This is a genomic window from Rhodococcus sp. JCM 9793 (genome assembly GCF_055380405.1).
In genome coordinates this window covers 2520123-2541122 of the sequence record NZ_AP043721.1, presented here as the reverse complement: position 1 = coordinate 2541122, position 21000 = coordinate 2520123, and the positions used below count along the sequence as shown (strand labels likewise).

The 21000-nt window shown below is 67.2% G+C and carries 1 protein-coding gene; it reads right to left on the bottom strand.

The genetic code is table 11. The annotated features are described in order from the left end of the window. Nucleotides 1–113: 113 nt before the first annotated feature. A complete protein-coding gene (locus ACZ46K_RS13955) occupies nt 114–20993 on the bottom strand; it encodes a non-ribosomal peptide synthase/polyketide synthase (protein WP_464748787.1) in 20880 nt (6959 codons plus the stop codon). Nucleotides 20994–21000 lie beyond the last annotated feature (7 nt).

Here is a 21000-nt window from a genome sequence, read left to right as displayed (position 1 = left end):
TACGCCCGGAGTATCACCGAACGCGCCGCAGCCCGATACCACCGGGGACGGTACGGCCCCCGGTGTTCGAACGACAGTCGATCCTCCATTATCCCGAACGACTCCGCAGCGGACTAATCCCCGTCCGTGACGGCTTCCGCGGCTGCGACCACGTCGCGGATCAGTCGAGCGAAGCCGTCGGCGCCGAGTTGCGGCAACATGCCCGGGACGAGCCCGTTGAGCACGACCGACACCAGCGCTTCGGCGGTGAGTGCACCACCTGTCGTCGCGGCCATCGTCTCCAGACGCTGCGCGAACTCGCCGAACGTGACCTCGCGGTCACCATGGCCGAATGCGACGATATCCGGCTCGGCCGCTGCCGCGCGAGCCGCCAGCTCCGGCAGGTCGGCGACGGTCCGGGCCTTACGCGGACGGGCCGTACGAGCGCGTTCGTCCTCGCTGCGCAGGTCGATGGAGCGCAGCACGACCTGCGGATCGTCGGTCACGGCATCGAGGACACGGCGGAACCGTTCGATGAACACCTCGATCGTGCTTCGGTCGAACAGCGCGGTCGCGTAGGTGAACGTCACATCCATGTCGCCCAGCGGGCCACCGTCGGTGAACCGTTCGACGACGGTGCACTGCAGATCGAACTTCGCCTGGTCGGCACCCGTCTCGAGCGGCTGGACCGCCAGTCCCGGAAGCTCGAGGGTACCGGTGTCGATGTTCTGGAAGGTGAGCATCACCTGGAACAGCGGAGTGTGCGCACTCGTGCGGCGCACCCCCAACGTGTCGACGAGCCGCTCGAACGGGACATCGGCGTTGCCGAATGCCGCCAGGTCTTTCTCCTTCGCCTGCCCGAGCAGATCGGCGAACGTCGAGCCTCCTGCGACGCGGGTGCGTAACACCAGGGTGTTGACGAACATGCCCACGAGGTCGTCGAGTGCCTCTTCCCCGCGGCCCGCGGTCGGGGTACCGACCGTGATGTCCTCGGATCCGGACAGTCGCGACATCAGCACCGCGAACGCCGCGTGCATCACCATGAACACGGTGGCACCCTGATCACGCGCGGTCTTCTCGACCCTCTGGGCGAGCGCCTCACCCAGCGAGAACGTGATCGACTCGCCGTCGGTGGACTGTCGCGCCGGACGCGGCCGGTCGGTGGGCAGGGCAAGCACCTCTGGTACACCGGCGAGCTCGTCGGTCCAGTACGTGAGCTGGCGCGCCAGTTCACTGTCCGGATCCCCGTCGTCGCCGAGCACCGTCGACTGCCACAGCGTGTAGTCGGCGTACTGGACGTCGAGCGGAGCCCAATCGGGCGTAGTGCCTTCCACCCGCGCCAGGTACGCGACCATCACGTCGCGGATCAGCGGGCGCATCGAATAGCCGTCGGCGCTGATGTGGTGGGCAACGACGGCGAGCACGTGCTCGCCGGCGTCGGTGACCCGGAACAGCGCGACCCGCACGGGCGGGGTCTGTGCGGTGACGTCGAACCCGGTGCCGAGCACCTCGGTGAGCCGTCCGACGAGATCGCCGGCAGGCACCGCGATCGGTTCGAGCTCGGGCGTCGCATCCGCGACGGGCAGCACGACCTGGACCGGGCCGTCCTCGGTGTCGGGGTACACCGTGCGCAACACCTCGTGCCTGGCGACGACGTCGGTGACCGCGGCGCGGAGCACGTCCGTGTCGAGAGCACCGGCGAGCCGCACCGCAATCGGGATGTTGTAGACGCCCGACTCCGGATCGACCTGGTTGAGGGTCCACATGCGTTGCTGTGCGAGCGACAGCGGGATCCGATCGGGCCTCGGGCCGGCGACGAGCGCGGCGCGTGCGCCGTGTCCGACGGACGGCTGGATGTGCGCCGCGAGCGCCACGATCGTCGAGGCCTCGAACACGGTGCGCACCGCGACACGTGTCTCGAGGGCTGCACCGAGCCGGGCGGACAGCTGCGTCGCGAGCAGCGAGTTGCCGCCCAGTTCGAAGAAGTCGTCGTCCAGACCGACTCGTTCGATACCGAGCAGTTCCGCCACGGTCGCCGCGACGATCTCCTCGACCGGCGTGGTGGGCGACCGGAAGGCTCCTGCCTCGAGTTCCGGTTCGGGTAGTGCCGCGCGATCGAGCTTGCCGTTGGTGTTGAGCGGCAGCGCGTCGAGGACGACGAACGCGGACGGCACCATGTACGACGGCAGGCGCGCCCCGAGACGCACCCTGAGCGCATCGACGTCGACCTCCTCGCCTGACGGCACGACGTACCCGACGAGACGATCGCCGATGTGGGCGTCGCTGCGGACGAGCACCGCGACGTCGCGCACCGTGTCGAGGTCGCGGAGGACCGCTTCGATCTCGCCGAGCTCGATGCGGTAGCCACGGACCTTGACCTGGAAGTCGGCGCGCTCGAGGTAGTCGAGGTGGCCTTCGCGGTTCCAGCGCACGATGTCGCCGGTGCGGTACATGCGGCCTCGACCGAACGGGTCGGCGACGAACCGGTCCGCGGTGAGGTCGGCGCGGGCGTGGTAGCCGCGGGCGAGCTGGAAGCCCGCGAGGTACAGCTCACCGGCGACGCCCGGCGGGACCGGCCTCAGCCGACCGTCGAGCACGTACACGGCGGTGTTCCACTCGGGCACACCGATCGGTACCGCGACGGTGTCGTCGTCGCCCACCTCGTGGACGGTGACGGATACCGCGGCTTCGGTCGGCCCGTACAGGTTGAACAGGGCCGCACCGTTCGACGCGCGGAACTGCTGGGCGACCGGCGCCGGAAGTGCCTCGCCGATGGCGAGCACCTGCCGCAACGACGGCGACACCTCGCCGTGCGCGACGGTCATGAGCATCGACAGCATCGACGGCACCGTGTGCAGGGTCGTCACGCGCTGCTCGCGCAGCAAGGTCAGCAGGTAGTCGGGGTCGCGGTGTCCGTCGGCGGTCGCGACGACGAGACGCGCCCCCGAGGTCAGTGCTGACCAGAACTCCCACACCGACAGATCGAACGTCGCGATGGTCTTGAGCAGCACCGCGTCGTCCGGCCCGAGATCGAACGCGGAACGCTTCCACTCGAGCTGGTTGACGATCGCAGCATGGGGCACAGCGACGCCCTTCGGCCGACCGGTCGACCCGGACGTGAAGATCACATAGGCGGTGTTGTGCGTGTGCAGCGGCGATGTGCGGTCGCGGTCGGTGATCGGTGCGTCGGACAGGTCCGATAGGTCGAGATCGTCGAGCACGACCTCGGGCACACCGGAACGCTCGATCCTGTCTGCCGCCGTGGTGATCACCGCTGCGGGTACGGCGGTGCCGAGGATGTACTCGTTGCGCTCGGACGGCTGATCCGGGTCGACGGGCACGTAGGCGGCACCGGCCTTGGCGATCGCGTACATGCCGATCAGCAACTCGGGTGAGCGACGGACGGCGAGCGCGACGCGGTCCTCCGGCCCGACGCCGAGGCCGATCAGGTGCCGAGCGAGACGGTTGACGGCCGTGTCGAATTCGGCGTACGTCCACTGCGCGCCCTCGTACACGAGTGCCGCCGCATCGCTGTCACGTCGGACCTGCTCGTCGAACAGGTCGACGAGGGTGCGCGAACCGTCGACGTCATGGTCGGTGTCGTTCCATGTGGCGAGCACGTCGTCGCGCTCCCCGGGGAGCAGCACCGCATGATCACCGACGGGCGCGTCGGGTGCCTGCAGGACGGCACCGAGAAGTTGTTCGAACCTGGCAGCCACACCCCGGGCGGTGTCGTCGTCGAACAGATCGGTGGCGTACGTGAGGATCGCGTCGATGCCGGCCGGTGTGCCGTCGTCGTCGTAACGGTCGGCGACGATCAGGTGCAGATCGAACTGGGCAGTTCCGCCCTCGAGATCGAGCGGAGCCACCGCGAGTCCGGGTAGTTGCAGCTCCGTTCCGGCCTGGTTCTGGAACGAGAAGCCCACCTGGAACAGCGGATGACGAGCCGTCGATCGCGCCGGGTTGAGTACCTCGACGAGTCGCTCGAACGGTACGTCGGCGTGCGCGAACGCCTGCAGGTCCGTCTCGCGGGCCGCCGCGAGTAGATCGGTGAACGAGGCTCCTGCGTCGACCTCGAGCCGAAGCACGAGGGTGTTGACGAACATACCGATGATGTCTTCGACGGCCTGCTCGTTACGACCGGCAATGGGGGTGCCCACTGCGATGTCCGAGGTTCCGGACAGTCGTGCGAGCAGCGCCGCGAACGCCGCGTGCACCGCCATGAACACGGTCGCATTGTGGCTGCGGGCCAGGTCTCTGAGCCCGGCGTGCACATCGGCCCCGACAACGAACTCGATGCGGTCACCGCGGAAGGACTGCTGCGCCGGCCGAGGACGGTCGAGCGGCAAGTCCAGCTGATCGGGCAGATCGGCGAGCGCATCTCGCCAGTAGCCGAGCTGCTGTGCCGCAATCGATTCCGGGTCGCCCTCGGAGCCGAGTACCTCACGCTGCCACAGAGCGTAATCGGCGTACTGCACCTGCAGCGGCGCCCACACCGGATCGGTGCCGGAGGTGTGCGCTGCATACGCGGTGACGAGGTCGCGCACGAGTGGAACCATCGACGAGCCGTCGGCGCTGATGTGGTGCACCACGACCGCGAGCACGTACTGATCGGCGGCGACACGCAGCAACTGCATGAGCACCGGCACCTCGGTGGTCACGTCGAAGGTCGTCGCGGCGATCTCCCGCAAGCGTGTCTCGAGGTCGCCCGCAGCGACGTCCACCGGGGTGAGATCGACGGTCGTCTGCGAGGCCGGGAGAATCTTCTGCGCGGGTCCGTCGCCGGTCTCGGGATACTCGGTGCGCAGCGACTCATGCCGCGCGACCAGGTCGGCGACCGCGGACTGCAGTGCTGCAACGTCGAGTTCGCCGGTCAGCCGCAACGCGAACGGAATGTTGTAGGCCGTCGAATTCGGATCGAACCGGTTGAGGAACCACATCCGCTGCTGCGCCAACGACAACGGCACCCGCACCGGGCGTTGCCGCGCCTCGAGCGGAACCCGTCCACCACGACCCGATTCCTGCTCCACCCGCGCCGCCAACGCCGACACCGTCGACGCCTCGAACAGTGCGCGCACCGGAACCTGCGCGTCCAACGCCGCACCGAGCCGCGACACCACCTGCGTCGCGATCAGCGAGTTACCACCGAGAGCGAAGAAATCGTCGTCCGCACCGACCCGCTCGGTACCGAGCACATCGGCGAACACGCCCGCCACGATCTCCTCGATCGGAGTCGACGGCGCCCGGAACTCACGCGTCTCGAACACCGGTTCCGGCAATGCCCGACGATCCAGTTTGCCGTTGACCGTCAGCGGAATCGACTCGATCACCACGAACGCCGACGGCACCATGTATTCGGGCACCACCGCACCCACACCATCACGCAGCGCATCCACATCGACCGAAACACCCTCGACAGGAACCACATACGCAACGATCCGCGCAGCACCCGGCGCATCCTCACGCACGATCACCGCAGCCTGGGCCACCGGATCCTGCGCCAGCACCGCCGCCTCGACCTCACCGAGTTCGATGCGGAAACCACGGATCTTGACCTGATCGTCGGCACGCCCCAGATACTCGAGATCACCCGAGACCACCCAACGCGCAACATCCCCGGTGCGGTACAACAACGCACCGTCCGCCGAGAACGGATCGGCCACGAACCGCGTCGACGACAACTCGGGCCGACGGAGATATCCGCGCGCGAGCTGACCACCACCGACGTACATCTCCCCCGCGACGCCCACCGGAACCGGCTTGAGTCGCCTGTCCAGCACGTACACGCGCAGACCCGCGATCGGCACACCCACCACACTCGCCGACCCGGCCTCGGCGAGTTCGGCACCGATCTCCCGATACGACACGTGCACCGTCGTCTCGGTGATCCCATACATGTTCACCAAGCGCGGCGAGGTGTCGCCATGACGCTCGAACCACCCCGAGAGACGCCGCGGCTCGAGCGCCTCACCACCGAAGATCACATACCGCAACGCCAACTGCCCACCGCCGGACGCCACACGATCGGCCTCGGCAAGCTGGTAGAACGCCGACGGCGTCTGGTTCAACACCGTCACCTGCTCGCGAACCAGCAACTCCCGGAACGCTTCCGGCGACCTGGACGTGAAATAGTCGACGACGACCAGGGTCCCGCCGTACAGCAGCGGACCCCACAGTTCCCACACCGAGAAGTCGAACGCGTAGCTGTGGAACATCGTCCACACGTCCGACGCACCGAATCCGTACACCGATTCGGTGTTGACCATCAACCGCACCGCGTTGCGATGCGGAATCAGCACGCCCTTCGGCCGACCCGTCGAACCCGACGTGTAGATCACGTACGCGAGGTTCGTCGAAGCAAGAGGCCCGCGACGCTCCGCGTCGACGATCGGCGCGTCGTCCACCCCTGAGAGGTCGACCCGGTCGAGTTCGACCACCGGAACACCGCTCGGGAACGACACGTCCTCGCCGGAGTGCGTCACGACCGCGACGGGCTGCGCATCCGACACCAGGAACTCGATGCGCTCAGCAGGCGAATTCGGGTCGATCGGCAGATATCCGCCACCCGCCTCGAGCACCGCGAGCAGCGCCACCACCAGATCGACCGATCGCGGAAGCGTCACCGCCACAAGCGACTCCGGTCCCACACCGACGTCGATCAGGTGCCGTGCCAGACGCCGCACCCGTGTGGCAAGTTCCCGGTAGGACACCGAATCGTCGCCGAACTTCACCGCCACTGCATCGTCGCGCGCGGCGACCTGCGCCTCGAACATGCCCACCAGCGTCACATCTGCCGGCGCCACATCGTCGCCCAGCGAATTCCACCGCGACACGACGAGCTCACGCTCGAAATCGTCGAGGATCCCGATGTCGCCGACCACGACCGCCGGATCCTCCACCACCGCGCGCAGAATTCGTAACAACTGCTCCGCGAACGCCGCGACACGCAGGTCGTCGAAAAGATCGGTCGCGTAGGTGATCGCGAAATCCATACCGCCGGCGCTGTCACCGGCACCGACCGATCCCGCGCCGACGCTGTCGGCGAAGGTGAACTGTAGATCGAACTTCGCCGTGGGAGCTTCGTACTCGAGCGCGCTCGCGGTGATCCCGTCGAGTTCGAAGTCCACTGCGCCGGTGTTCTGGAACGTCAGGGCCACCTGGAACAGCGGATGCCGCGCCTGCGACCGTTCGGGATCGATGATCTCGACGAGCCGCTCGAACGGAACATCGGCGTGCGCGAAGGCATCGAGGTCGGTCTCCCGGACCTGGGCCAGCAACTGCTCGAACGGCACATCGTTGTCGAACGTGGTACGCAGCACCAGGGTGTTGACGAACATGCCCACGAGGTCGTCGAGCGCTGCCTCGCCACGACCGGCGATCGGCGTGCCGATCGCGACGTCGTCGGTGTCCGACAGCCTCGACAGCAGCACACTCAGCGCAGCATGCACCACCATGAACAACGACGTGTTGTGGTCGCGCGCCAGCGTATGGAGGCGTGCGTGCAGCGTGGGATCGATCCGGAAACTGCTGGTCCGGCCTTCGCCGGTCGCAGTCTCGGGGCGCAGCCTGTCGGACGGGAGATCCAGCTGATCCGGAATCCCGGCGAGCTGCGAGGTCCAGTATCCGATCTGCTCCGAGAGCACCGACTCGGGATCGTTCTCGGACCCGAGTACCTCTCGCTGCCACAGGGAGTAGTCGGCGTAGTGGACCGCGAGCGGCGACCAGGCCGGCGGCTCGCCGTGTGTCCGCGCTGCGTAGGCGACCATGATGTCGCGCGCGAGCGGACGCAGCGAGAATCCGTCGGATGCGATGTGGTGCACCACGAGGAACAGGACGTGTTCGCGTGCGCCGAGCTCGAAGAGCACGACCCGCATCGGGACCTCGACGGTCACGTCGAATCCCATCTCGGTGAGTTGCTCGGCCCGTACGATCAGCGACGCCTCGTCGACGCTCTCGGTGGTCAACTCGACCGCGTGCGAGGCGAGTACGGACTGGTGTCCCACACCGTCGATGTCCGGGTAGATCGTGCGGAGCGATTCGTGACGTTCGACGACATCGCCGAGCGCAGCAGCGAGCGCCGCCACATCGAGGGTCCCGGTCAATCGGACACCGACCGGTATGTTGTTCACCGCAGACGCGGCGTCGAAGCGGTTGAGGAACCACATGCGCTGTTGGGCAGGTGACAGCGGAATCCGCTCCGGGCGGGCGCGGCGCGCGAGTTGCGGCCGGGTTCCCGTTCCGGTGGCCTGCTCCACGCGTACCGCAAGCGCTTCGACAGTGGGGGCGTCGAAGAGGGCGCGCACGGGAATCCTGGCACCGAGAGCCTCACCGAGACGCGAGACGACCTGCGTCGCAACGAGTGAATTGCCGCCGAGTGCGAAGAAGTCGTCGCCCCTGCCCACTCGACGAATCCCGAGCACCTGCGCGAATACTCCCGCGACGATTTCTTCCACCGGAGTGCGCGGTGGCATGAACTCGCGGACCTCGAAGGTCGGAGCCGGCAACGCATTTCGATCGACCTTGCCACTGGCATTGAGCGGGAATGCATCGAGGGCAACGATTGCCGACGGGACCATGTACGACGGCAACACCTGCGCCAGTGCGGTCTTCACGTCGAGTGGGTCGAGTGTGGTCCCGGGTGTCGGCACCACGTACGCCACGAGCTGAGTGCCGGCGCCCGGATCGTCGCGGACGATCGTTACAGCGTGCCCCACCCCGCTCACCTCGACGAGAGCCGACTCTACTTCGCCGAGCTCGATCCGGAGGCCACGCAGCTTGACCTGATGGTCCGTGCGACCGAGGTATTCGAGCTCGAGCGTCTCGACGGACGTCGAGCCGTACCGGCCGGACGTCGCCGGGGTCCATTTGACGAGATCGCCGGTCCGGTACATGCGCGCACCGATCGTCGAGCGTGGATCCGCCACGAAACGCTCCGCGGTCAGATCCGCTCGGCCCTGGTAGCCGCGGGCGAGCTGGGCACCGGTGAGGTACAGCTCTCCCGACACGCCGACGGGGACGGGGCGCAGCCGCGAGTCGAGCACGAGCACATCGGTGTTCCATACGGGTCGGCCGATCGGCACGACCCGATCGTCGTCCGCCTCCGCGGTCCGGTGCACGGTCTGCACCGTCGCTTCGGTCGGCCCGTAGACGTTGTGCACAGGCGCATCACCGAGTGTGGCGAACCGGGCGGCGCTGCCGGCCGCGAGTGCCTCGCCACCACAGAACACGTGAGTGAGCGATGTCGCGGCGGCCTCCCCGAGGTGCTCGAGGACCGCGTCGAAGACGGTGGGGACGAACTGCACCACGGTAGTGGCGGTGTTCCCGATCTCCGCTGCCAGGCGAGCGGGATCGCGGTGGAGATCCGGGGACCCCACCACGATGGACCCACCGGTCTGCAACGGCAGGAAGATCTCCCACACCGATGCGTCGAACGTCGCGGGGGTCTTGAGCAGGACCGCGTCGGATTCCGTGAGCGCGAAACGATCCTGCATCCACAACATCTGGTTGACGACGGAGCCGTGGGTGACGCCGACGCCCTTGGGTCGGCCGGTGGAACCGGACGTGTACAGCACGTACGCGAGGTTCTCCGCGCGCAACGGTGCGGTGCGATCGGCATCGGTGAGGGGACTGTCGTCGAATCCCGAGAGATCGAGTGCGTCGAGATCGAGTGTGGTGACCGAGGTACCGGCGAACGCAGATGCGACAGACCCGGCGGTGAGGAGCAGCGACGGCGCCGCGGAGTCGAGGACGAACTCGATGCGTTCGGAGGGCTGGTCGGGATCTACCGGCACGTACGCGCCGCCGGCGGCGATCACCGCATGAATCACGACGACCATGTCGACGGAACGACTCAGTGCGACACCCACGCGGGTGTCGGGTCCGACACCGTGGTCGACCAGGTAACGGGCGAGCCGGTTGACGTCGCGTCCGAACTCCCGATAGGTCCGTGGCGCACCGAGCGCTTCGGTGCCCGGGATCAGTGCGCGAGCATCCGGGGTGCGTTCCACCTGCCGGTCGAGCAGGTCGGGCAGCGTGACCGCGGGGTCGATCCTGTGCTCGGGTCCGTGAGATGCCGCCTCGACCGCGGCGAGTTCGCTGCCCGTGAGCAGCGGAAGGTCGCCGACCGGCAATGCCGGGGTGTTCGTGACCGCCTCGAGCAACGAAACGAACCTCTCACCCATCCCCGCGATGGTCGACTCATCGAACAAGTCTGTGGCGTAGGAGAATTCGACGGAGTAGCCGCCGTCCGCAGTGTCGTCGAGCGGAACGTCGAGAACTGTCACCACGAGATCGAACTTCGACATACCACTGTCGAGTGGGATGTTGGACACGGTCATGCCCGGCAGTTCGAGTGACACCTGGCCGACGTTCTGGAATGCGAGCATCACCTGGAACAACGGGTTGTGGGCCTGGCTACGGACAGGCGCGAGCACATCGACGAGCCGCTCGAACGGGATCTCGGCGTGGGCGAAGGCACGGAGGTCGGATTCACGCACGTGGGCGAGCAATTCGCCGAACGTTTTCGCGGAATCGACATGCGTGCGCAGCACGAGGGTGTTGACGAACATACCGATGAGGCCGTCGAGGGTACGCTCACCGCGACCGGCGACCGGGGTGCCGATCGCGATGTCGTCGGACGCCCCGAGCCGTGCGAGAAGCACAGCGAGAGCGGCGTGGACCACCATGAATTCTGTGGTGCGCTGTTCGTGCGCCAGCCGATCGATCGCGGTGCGCAGGTCGGCGCCGATCTCGAATCGATGCACCGCTCCGGCATTGGTGGCCACCGCGGGGCGGGGACGGTCGGTGGGCAGTTCGAGGCTTGCGGGCACTCCGTCCAGCGCGTCGATCCAGTACCGGACCTGCTGGGAGACCAGCGAATCGGGATCGTCCTCGGACCCGAGGACGTCGCGCTGCCACAGCGTGTAGTCGGCGTACTGAACCTCGAGCGGTTCCCACGCCGGATCGTCACCGGTCGAGCGTGCAGCGTAGGCGATCATGATGTCGCGGGTGAGCGGAACCATCGAGAACCCGTCCGCAGCGATGTGATGCAGAACTGCCACCAGCAGGTGCTCGTCGGGTGCGAGCTCGAGCAGGCAGACGGCAAGCGGAACCTCACGCGCCACGTCGAACGCCGTGCCGGCGAGCTCACGCAGCGCGTCGGGGACGTCCGCCTCGGTCGTGGGAATGCTCTCCAGCGCGATCGCGACGTCGGCCGGGGCGAGGATCTTCTGGTACCCGTAGCCGTCGACGTCCGGGTAGATGGTGCGCAGCGATTCGTGCCGTGCGACGACGTCCCGCAGTGCCTCTTCGAGTGCCGCGACATCGAGCTTGCCCGACAACCGCACCGCAACCGGGATGTTGTTCACCGAAGAGTCGGGATCGAAGCGGTTGAGGAACCACATCCGTTGCTGCGCCAGCGACAGGGGCACCCGAGCCGGGCGGTTCTGTGCAACCAGCGGGATCCGGTCCGTCTCGACCGAACTGGACTCGGCCGCAACGGCGAGCGACTCGACGGTCGACGCCTCGAAGATCATGCGCAGCGGCAGGCGATGACCCAACTCCTCACTGATCCGCGACACCACCTGCGTCGCGATCAGCGAGTTCCCGCCGAGTGCGAAGAAGTCGTCGTCGAGCCCGATCCGGTCGAGACCGAGGACGTCGGAGATGACCGAGGCCACGATCTGTTCGACGGGTGTGGTCGGTGCCCGGAACTCCTTGACTTCGAACACGGGCTCCGGCAGGGCTTTGCGGTCGAGCTTGCCCGCCGGGCTCAGCGGCAGCCGCTCGAGCACGACGTACGCGGTGGGCACCATGTAGGCGGGGAGTCGGGTCGAGAGGACCCGCGAGATCGCTGCAGTATCGAGCGCGACCTGCGGCTGTCCGACGAGATACGCGACGAGCTGCTCACCCGAACGCGGATCCGATCGCACCATGACAACGGCATGGGACACCTCTCCCGCATCGAGGAGAGCGGCTTCGATCTCGCCCAGCTCGATCCGCAGGCCTCGCAGCTTGACCTGGAAGTCGGTGCGACCGATGTACTCGAGTTCGCCGGAACGCCGACCCCATTTGACGAGGTCGCCGGTTCGGTAGAGTCGCTCGCCCGCTGCGTACGGCGAGGCGATGAACCGCTCGGCGGTCAGGTCCGGGCGCGTCACGTATCCCCGCGCCAACTGCACGCCCGCCAGATACAGCTCGCCCGCGACCCCGACGGGAACCGGCCGGAGCCGGCCGTCGAGGACGTAGACACCGGTGTTCCACACCGGTACACCGATCGGGACCGACACCGAGTCGGCCCGGGTGACCTCGTGGTAGGTGACATCGACCGCGGCCTCGGTGGGTCCGTACAGGTTGTGCAGGCGCACTTGCGGCAGTGCCGTGCGCAAGCGATCCGCGACCGTCGCCGACAGCGCCTCGCCGGAGGCGAACACTGCCCGCAGTGTCGACACGTTCTCGACGCCGGACACTGCCACGAACACCGCGAGCATCGACGGCACGAAATGAGCCACCGACACCGAGTTCTCGATCATCGTCCGCACCAGGTAGTCCGGGTCGCGGTGACCGTCGGGGGTCGCGATCACGAGGCGTGCACCCACCTGCAGCGGCCAGAAGAACTCCCACACCGACACGTCGAACGTGAACGGCGTCTTCTGCAGGACGACGTCAGCGGCGTCGAGTCGGTACTGGTCCTGCATCCACACGAGGCGGTTCACGATCGACGCGTGCGAGACCGCAACCCCCTTCGGCCGACCCGTCGACCCCGACGTGAACAACACATACGCCGCATTCGACGACCGCAACGGCGCCACACGATCCGCATCCGTCAGCGACGCATCCGAGAACCCCGACACATCGAGCACATCGAGCTCGACCGAAGGCACACCACCGGCAACAAACCCGTCACGCGCCGTCGTCAACACCACAACCGGAGCGGCAGTAGCCAGAATGTAGGCATTACGATCCGCGGGCTGATCCGGATCCACCGGCACATACGCACCACCGGCCTTGACGATCGCATACATACCGACCAACAAATCCAACGACCGACGCATCGCCAGACCCACCGTCGACTCCGGCCCCACACCCACCGAAACCAAATGCCGCGCAACTCGATTCACACGAGAATCGAACTCCGCAAACGTCAAAGACCGACCCTCGAACTCCAGCGCCACCGCACCCGGAGTCCGACGCACCTGCGCCTCGAACAAATCGACCAACGTCGACGACGACTCGACCTCGTGCGCAGTATCGTTCCACCGCTCCAACACCAGAGACCGCTCATCACCATCGAGCAGGTCGATGTCACCGACTCGCACTGCGGGGTCCGCCACGACCGTCTCGAGGACCCGCACGAAGCGGTCGGCGAAACCGTGCGCGGTTGCCGCGTCGAACAGGTCGGTCGCGTAGGTGAAGGCAGCGCCGAGTCCGTTGGGAGCACCGTCGCCGTCGAATGCCTCGGTCAGGGTCAGCTGCAGGTCGAATTTGGCCACGGCCGAGTCGATGTCGACGACATCGAGGGTCAGTCCGCGTAGATCGATGCGCGACGCACGGAGATTCTCGAACGACAGCATCACCTGGAACAACGGATGCCGCGCCGTCGAACGCTCCGGATTCAGCACCTCCACGAGACGCTCGAACGGCACATCCGCGTGCCCGAACGCACCGAGTGCAGCGTCGCGTGCCCGGGCGAGATGGCGGGTGAACTCGTCGGCTGCGTCCACCTCGGTGCGCAATACGAGCGTGTTGACGAACATACCGATCAGATCGTCGAGCGCCTGCTCACCGCGGCCGGCAACGGGAGTACCGATCGCAATGTCGTCCTGTCCGGACAGGCGCGACAGCATCACCGACAGCGCAGCGTGCACCACCATGAACAACGACGCGTTACGTGTGCGCGCGAGATCGACCAGACCCCGGTGCAATTCGGGATCGATCCGGAACTCGGCGGTCGCACCGGCATACGACTGCTGACTCGGCCGTGGGCGGTCCGCTGGAAGGTCGAGCTGGTCGGGGATCCCCGCCAGGCTGCGGCGCCAGTAGTCGAGCTGGCGCGAGATCAGCGACTGCTCGTCGTCCTCGGAGCCCAAGATCTGTCGCTGCCACAGCGTGTAGTCGGTGTACTGGACAGGCAACGGCGCCCACGACGGCTCTTCCCAGTCGGTACGCGCGGTGTACGCAACCATGATGTCGCGCGCCATCGGGCCGATCGACCAGCCGTCTGCAGAGATGTGGTGCACCACCACGACGAGCACATGTTCCGAGTCGCCGAGTTCGAACAGCTCGGCGCGGATCGGGACCTCGGAGGTCACATCGAGACCCGTGGAGGCGAGCCGACGGACGGCTTCGGGCAGCTCGTCTGCTGCGATCACGGTCGGGGTCAGGTCGGGGACGACCTCGGCCGCGGCGCGAATGACCTGGTGCGGCCCCTCGGGCGAGTCAGGGAAGACGGTGCGCAGCGATTCGTGACGATCGATGACGTCCATGATCGACACCTGCAGGGCAGCGACGTCGAGGTCGCCGCGCAGTCGCAGTGCCATCGGCAGGTTGTAGGTCGCCGACTGGGTGTCGAAGCGATTGAGGAACCACATTCGCTGCTGCGCGAGCGAGAGCGGAACCCGATCGGGCCGAGTCATCTTCGACAGCGCGATTCGCGCACCGCGGCCGGCTTCCTGCTCCACCCGCACGGCGAGCGCGGCTACGGTGGTGGACTCGAACAACGCCCTCACCGGGACCTGTGCGTCGAGCGCGACACCGAGCCGGGAGACGACCTGTGTCGCGAGCAGGGAGTTTCCGCCGAGCTCGAAGAAGTCGTCGTCGAGGCCGACGACCTGCAGGCCGAGAACGTCGGCGAACACCGTTGCGACGGTCTCTTCGATCGGCGTGGTCGGCGCGCGGAACTCGCGGTAGGTGATGACGAGTTCCGGTTCCGGCAGTGCGCGGCGGTCGAGCTTCCCGATCGGGGTGAGGGGTACCTCGTCGAGAACGATGATCTGGGATGGAACCATGTACGAGGGCAGTGTCAGACCCACGTGACGCGCAAGATCGGCGGTGTCGATGTCGGCGGCGTGGACACCTGGAGTGAGGTGTACGTAGGACACGAGAGCCGTTTGCCCCGACGGCATTTCGTGGCCGGTGGTGGCTGCGAAGTCCACGAGGTCATGGGTCAGCAACGCGGCGTCGATCTCACCGAGCTCGATGCGGTAGCCACGAACCTTGACCTGGAAATCGGATCGGCCGGTGAAGACCAGCTGATCGGCGTCGTTCCAACGCACGATGTCGCCGGTACGGTACATGCGGTCGCCGGGACCGCCGAACGGGTTCGCGACGAACCGATCGGCAGTGAGTGACCCGCGACGGTGGTAACCGCGAGCGAGGGCGTCGCCGGCGAGATACAGCTCGCCGGACACCCCGGCCGGTACCGGTCGCAGGCGTCGATCGAGCACGAGGGCGACGACTCCGGCGACAGGAGTGCCCACGGTGATCCGGCCGTCGACCGACAGCTCGGCGCGAGTCGACACGATCGTCGTCTCGGTCGGTCCGTATGCGTTGAAGAAACGGCGGCCCGGTGCCCAGCGGGCGACGAGATCGGCGGTGGAAGCGTCGCCGCCGACGTTGAGTGTCCGGAGTGAATCCAGACCGGTGGGATCGACCGATCCGAGCACCGCCGGGGTGATGACGGCGTGGGTGACCTTCGTGGCCGCGATGAGTGCGCGTAGCTCGGCACCGCCGTAGATCGAGGGAGGGGTGATGACGAGTTCGGCACCCGTCGACCCTGCGAGCGTCCAGTCGAGCACCGACGGGTCGAAACTCGGCGAACAGACGTGCAGGATCCGTGACTCTTCGGTGACCGCGTAGAGCTCGACGGACTCACGGACTAGTCCGGCCAGGCCCATATGGGTGACCGCGACACCCTTCGGCCGACCGGTCGAACCCGAGGTGTAGATGACGTAGGCGGTGTGGTCCGGCCGGAGCGGACGAATCCGGTCGGCGTCGCCGATCGGGTCGCTGGAGAGCCTCGCACATTCCGCGACGAACTCGTCACCGCCGAGGTCGATCCATTCGACGACGGCGGGGAGGGCACCGGATCGGCCTGCCGTGGTCAGGCCCGTCAGCGCACCTGAATCGTCGAGCATGTGGGCGATGCGTTCGGCCGGGTGCTCGGGGTCGACCGGCAGGTACGCCGCACCGGTCTTGGCCACCGACCAGACGCCGAGGACCATTTCCCAGGAGCGCGGGAATGCCAGCGCCACAATCTCTTCGGGACCTGCACCGAGACCCGTGAGGTAGCGGGCGATGCGGTTCGACATCTCGTCGAGCTCGCGGTAGGTGATCGTCGTGTCGCCGTCGCGCACTGCGATGCGGTCGGGGTGGCGGCGGCCACCCTCGACGAGGAGGGCGACAAGAGTCGGGTGATCGGTGACTCCGGAATCATGAGCCGCGACGAGGCGATCGACCTCACCGGGAGACAGGATCTCGAGGTCGCCGACGGGGGTGGTGGGGTCGGTGACGACCCCATCGAGAATGCGCACGAATCGTTCGCCGAACGAGGCCACGGTGGCCTCGTCGAACAGGTCGGTGGCAAACTCGAAGATCGCGCCGAGCCCTGCGGGGTGTCCGTCGCGGTCGAGCCGCTCGGTGACCCAGAGCTGGATGTCGAACTTCGAGATCGGCATGTCGAGCTCTGTGCCCACCGCATGGACACCCGCGAACGACACGTCGCGCGCGTGCGCCGGTTCGAGCGACAGCGCCGCCTGGAACAGGGGGTGCCGCGCCGTGGAGCGGGTGGGGTTGAGCACCTCGACGAGCCTCTCGAACGGCACGTCGGCGTTCGAGAACGCGGTCAGGTCCGTTCCGCGGACATCGCCGAGGAATTCCGTGAACGAGGAGCCCGGGTCGATCCGGCTGCGCAACACGAGGGTGTTGACGAACATGCCGATCAGGTCGTCGAGTTCCTTCTCTCCGCGACCCGCTACAGCGGTACCGATCGCGATGTCGCTGGACCCACTCAGTCGAGACAGCAGCACCGCGTAGGCAGCGTGCACGACCATGAACAGCGATGCGTGATGCGTACGCGCGAGATCGACCAGGCGCCTGTGGGTTTCGGCGTCGATGTCGAACCGGTGCTTGGAGCCGCCGTAGCTGGCGACCGCGGGGCGCGGCCGATCGGACGGCAGGTCGAGCTGGTCGGGAAGCCCGTCGAGCTCCTCTGTCCAGTAGGCGATCTGCTGCGCAGCGGCGGATTCCGGATCGGATTCGAGGCCGAGGGCTTCACGTTGCCACACCGCGTAGTCGGCGTACTGGATCGACAGCGGCGCCCATTGCGGCTCGTGGCCTTCGGCGCGCGCCGAGTAGGCGGTGACGACGTCGCGGGCGAATGGACCGAACGACGAACCGTCGGATGCGATGTGGTGCAACACCATTGCGAGCACATAGGTGTCGGGAGCCAGCCGGTAGAGGCCCACTCGGAACGGAACGTCCGTCGTGACGTCGAATCCGCGACCGGCCATCTCGACAACGGCGGCCTGCAGTCCCGCTTCGTCGACGTGCACCGGCTCGAGGACCGAGGTGACCTGCTCGGTCGGCAGGATCACCTGGCGGGGTTCACCGTCGACCTCGGGGTAGACGGTCCGCAGCGTCTCGTGCCGGTGCACCACGTCGGCGAATCCGTCGGACAGCGCCCGCGGGTCGACGTCGCCGGTGAGGCGAACCGTGAACGGCAGGTTGTAGGCCGCGGTCGTGGTGTCGAACCGGTTGATGAACCAGATGCGCTGTTGCGCGGTCGACAAGGGCAGGATCTCGGGCCGTGGCCGCGCCACCAACGCGCTCCGGGCGCCCGACCCGATCTGCTTCGCCACCCGGGTGGCGAGACCCACCACAGTGGACGCCTCGAACAGCGCGCGCACCGGGATCTGGGTGTCGAGCGCGGCGCCGATACGGGAGACGACCTGGGTGGCGACGAGAGAGTTGCCGCCCAGTTCGAAGAAGTCGTCGTCCAGACCCACGCTGTCGACCCCGAGGACCTCACCGAACGCGGCGGATACTGCCCGCTCCGCGGGGGTACGGGGTTCGCGGAAGGTACGGGTACTGCTGAACACCGGCTGCGGCAGCGCCTTGCGATCGAGCTTGCCGCTGGTATTGAGCGGGAGTTCCTCGAGCACCATCAGCGACGCCGGGACCATGTACGACGGCAACGCACGCTCGGCGTGATCAGCGAGATCAGCGACGTCGATCGTCGCGGTCGGAGTGGGCACGACGTAGCCGACCAGCTGGTCACCGGTGGAGGTCTGCACCACGAGTACGACTGCCTGCGACACCGCGTCGTGAGAGAGCAGGACCGCTTCGATCTCACCGAGTTCGATGCGCTGACCGCGGAATTTCACCTGGAAGTCGGTGCGTCCGATGTAATCGAGGATGCCGTGGTCGCCGTCGGGCGACACCCAGCGGACGAGGTCGCCGGTGCGGTACATCCGGTCGCCCGGCGCACCGAACGGATCGGCGAGGAACCGATCGGAGGTGAGGTCGGGCCGGTCGAGGTATCCGCGGGCGAGCTGGACGCCGGCGAGATAGAGCTCTCCGGGACGCCCCACCGGGACGGGACGGAGGCGGCGGTCGAGCACATACGCACGGCTGTTCCACTGCGGGACGCCGATCGGGACGCTGTGCACGTCGCCCGGTCCGGCGCGGTGGTAGGTGATCGACACCGCGGCCTCGGTGGGGCCGTAGAGGTTGTGCAGACCCGCGGAGCACAATTGCGCGAAGTCGGCAGCTGTCTCGGAGGGCAGCGCTTCGCCGATGACGAAGACGTCGCGAAGGCTGTCGCAACTGCCCTCGGGCGCGTTGGCGACGAACACGGTGAGCATCGACGGCACGAAGTCGGTGAGGGTCACCCGATGCTCGGCAATCTTGTTCGCGACATAGACCGGGTCGCGATGTCCGTCCGGGGTTGCGATCACGAGGGTCGCGCCCACGCGCAACGGCATGAAGAAACCCCACAGCGACACGTCGAATGTGGTGGCGGTCTTCTGCAGGTACACATCGGTGGATGCCACGTCGTACTGGTCGTTCATCCACTGGATTTGGTTGTCGATCGCAGCGTGACCGACCGCGACGCCCTTGGGGCGGCCAGTGGACCCGGACGTGAATATCACGTACGCGGTGGTGTCGGCCCGCACAGGCCCGTGACGCTCCGAGTCGGTGAGCGGGCCACCGTCGCGCGAGGAGTGGTCGAACGTGTCGATCTCGACGATCCGCGCTGCATCGGGGAGCGCGGCGCGGTCACGCGAAGTGGTGAGCACCGCGACCGGTTTCGCGGTGTCGAGGATGTATTCGGTGCGGTCGGCCGGGTGGTCCGGGTCGAGCGGCACCCAGGCGCCGCCGGCCTCGAGGATCGCGTACATGCCGACGAGGAGTTCGAAGGAACGGCGGACACACAACCCGACGAGCGATTCGGGGCCGACACCGCGATCGACGAGCTCTCGGGCGAGGGAGTTGACCCGCGATGCGAACTCGCCGTAGGTCAGCGATTCACCCTCGTGGAGGAGCGCCGTCGCATCGGGTGTCGCGGCGACCTGGGCCCGGAAGTCGGCGAGCAGCGTGCGCCCCTCGACGGGGTGATCGGTGCGGTTCCAGTCGACAACGACACGGTCGAGTTCGACGTTTCCGGCGAGCGGGATGTCCCAGACGAGCCGGTCGGCGTCGGACGCGACGAAACGGTCGAAGAACTCGACGAACCGCGCGTGGTTCGCACGTGCCTGTTCGGCGGCATAGAGGTTGGGATTGGACTCGAAGTCGATGTGGACGCGGGTGCCACCGCTCCGGTAGACGTTGACACCGAGGTCCTCGATGAGACCGGTCGACAGGATATTGATGCGTCCGACCATGTCGCCGAGACGAATTTCGTTCTCGAACAGCATGATGTTGACCCACGGCCCGAAGAACGTGGACTGTGCCCCGGCCGACGTGTCGCGGTCGCGGACGATGTCCTCGTGCCGGTAGCGCTGGTGTCTCAGGGCCCCGGACACGGCCGCACCGGATGCGGCGATCAGGTCGTGCACGGTGGTGTCGTCGGCGACGTCCAGACGCAACGGCACGACGTTCGAGACCATGCTTCCGGAGCGGCGCAGCACCGCGGTCGTCCGCGCGGCGACGGGCAGGCTCAGCACGACGTCGGTGCGTCCGGTCATCTGCGCGACGTACGCGGCGAAGGCAGCAACGACGGCCGTCGCGAGGCTTGCCCCCTCACGCTCGGCGAGCACGTCGACGTGGTGTTCGGTGTCGTCGGTCAGGGCGGCGCTGTCGATGCGGCTGACGGGCGCAGGCGCTGCCGCGCGGTCGGCCAGGCTCGACGGTTCCTCGATGCCCTCGATCTGTCCCGCCCAGTACTCGCGATCGCCGACGAACCGTTTCGAGTCGCGGTAGTCCATCTCGACGTCGTAGACCTTGCGCAGGTCCGACGCGCGGTTCGGGCTGGCCTCGGCCCCCTCGACCGCCGCGGTGTACAGCTCCGCGATCCGGGTCATGAAGGTCGCGGCAGCGAACCCGTCGAGTGCGAGGTGGTGGACGCGGTTGTACCAGAAGTAACGGGCCTCACCGATGCGGAGCACCGTCGCGGCAATGAGCCGGTCGCGGAGCACGTCCACGGGTCGGCTGCGGTCTTCGCGCATCCACTCCAATGCGGCCTGGCGGGGGTCGTCCTCAGCGCGTAGATCCACGTATCCGAGGGGAGCCTCGAGTGTGGGATCGACGAGCTGATAAGGATGCGCGTCCACCTCGATGAACCGCAGAAACCCGGACCCTGTTTCCAGAGCCGCGTGGGCACTGGATTCACGAAGGACCTCGAGATCGAGATCGCCATCGAGTTCGACGTATTGGGCGATGTTGGCTGGCACCGTCGGGTCGACGTGCTGGGCGAACCACATGCCCAGCTGTGCCGGCGAGAGGGGAAACGCACCGGGCGGCACCGCTGCCGCACTCGTCCTCTTCGTTTCCGAGCCGCCGATACCCAGCGAGTCCAAACCCCAA